Raw genomic sequence first — 271 nt, 5'->3', positions numbered from 1 at the left:
TAACCCTATAACCTCCTAACTCCTCCGGATTACCTCCCTCCGGTCGGTGATCCAAAGAGGGGATGTTGCAATACCAAAATCCATCAAGGCTACGCCTTGATTATTTTTTTATACCCAACACGCTTCGCTCAAGCAAGCTTGGCTCGCTTTAGGGTATAAAAAAATCCCGATAGTTTCCTATCGGGATCTTGGGTTGTGGGCGATACTGGATTCGAACCAGTGACCCCCTGCTTGTAAGGCAGGTGCTCTGAACCAACTGAGCTAATCGCCC

At 48.7% G+C, this 271-nt stretch carries 1 tRNA gene; it reads right to left on the bottom strand.

The features are described 5' to 3' along the window. Positions 1 to 196 precede the first annotated feature (196 nt). Positions 197 to 271 (bottom strand) — tRNA-Val (locus tag IS446_RS00015).

Source organism: Robertkochia sediminum (assembly GCF_016786255.1).
GTDB lineage: Bacteria > Bacteroidota > Bacteroidia > Flavobacteriales > Flavobacteriaceae > Robertkochia > Robertkochia sediminum.
Note: the sequence above shows the minus strand (reverse complement) of the source record. Positions and strands in the feature narration are given on the sequence as shown.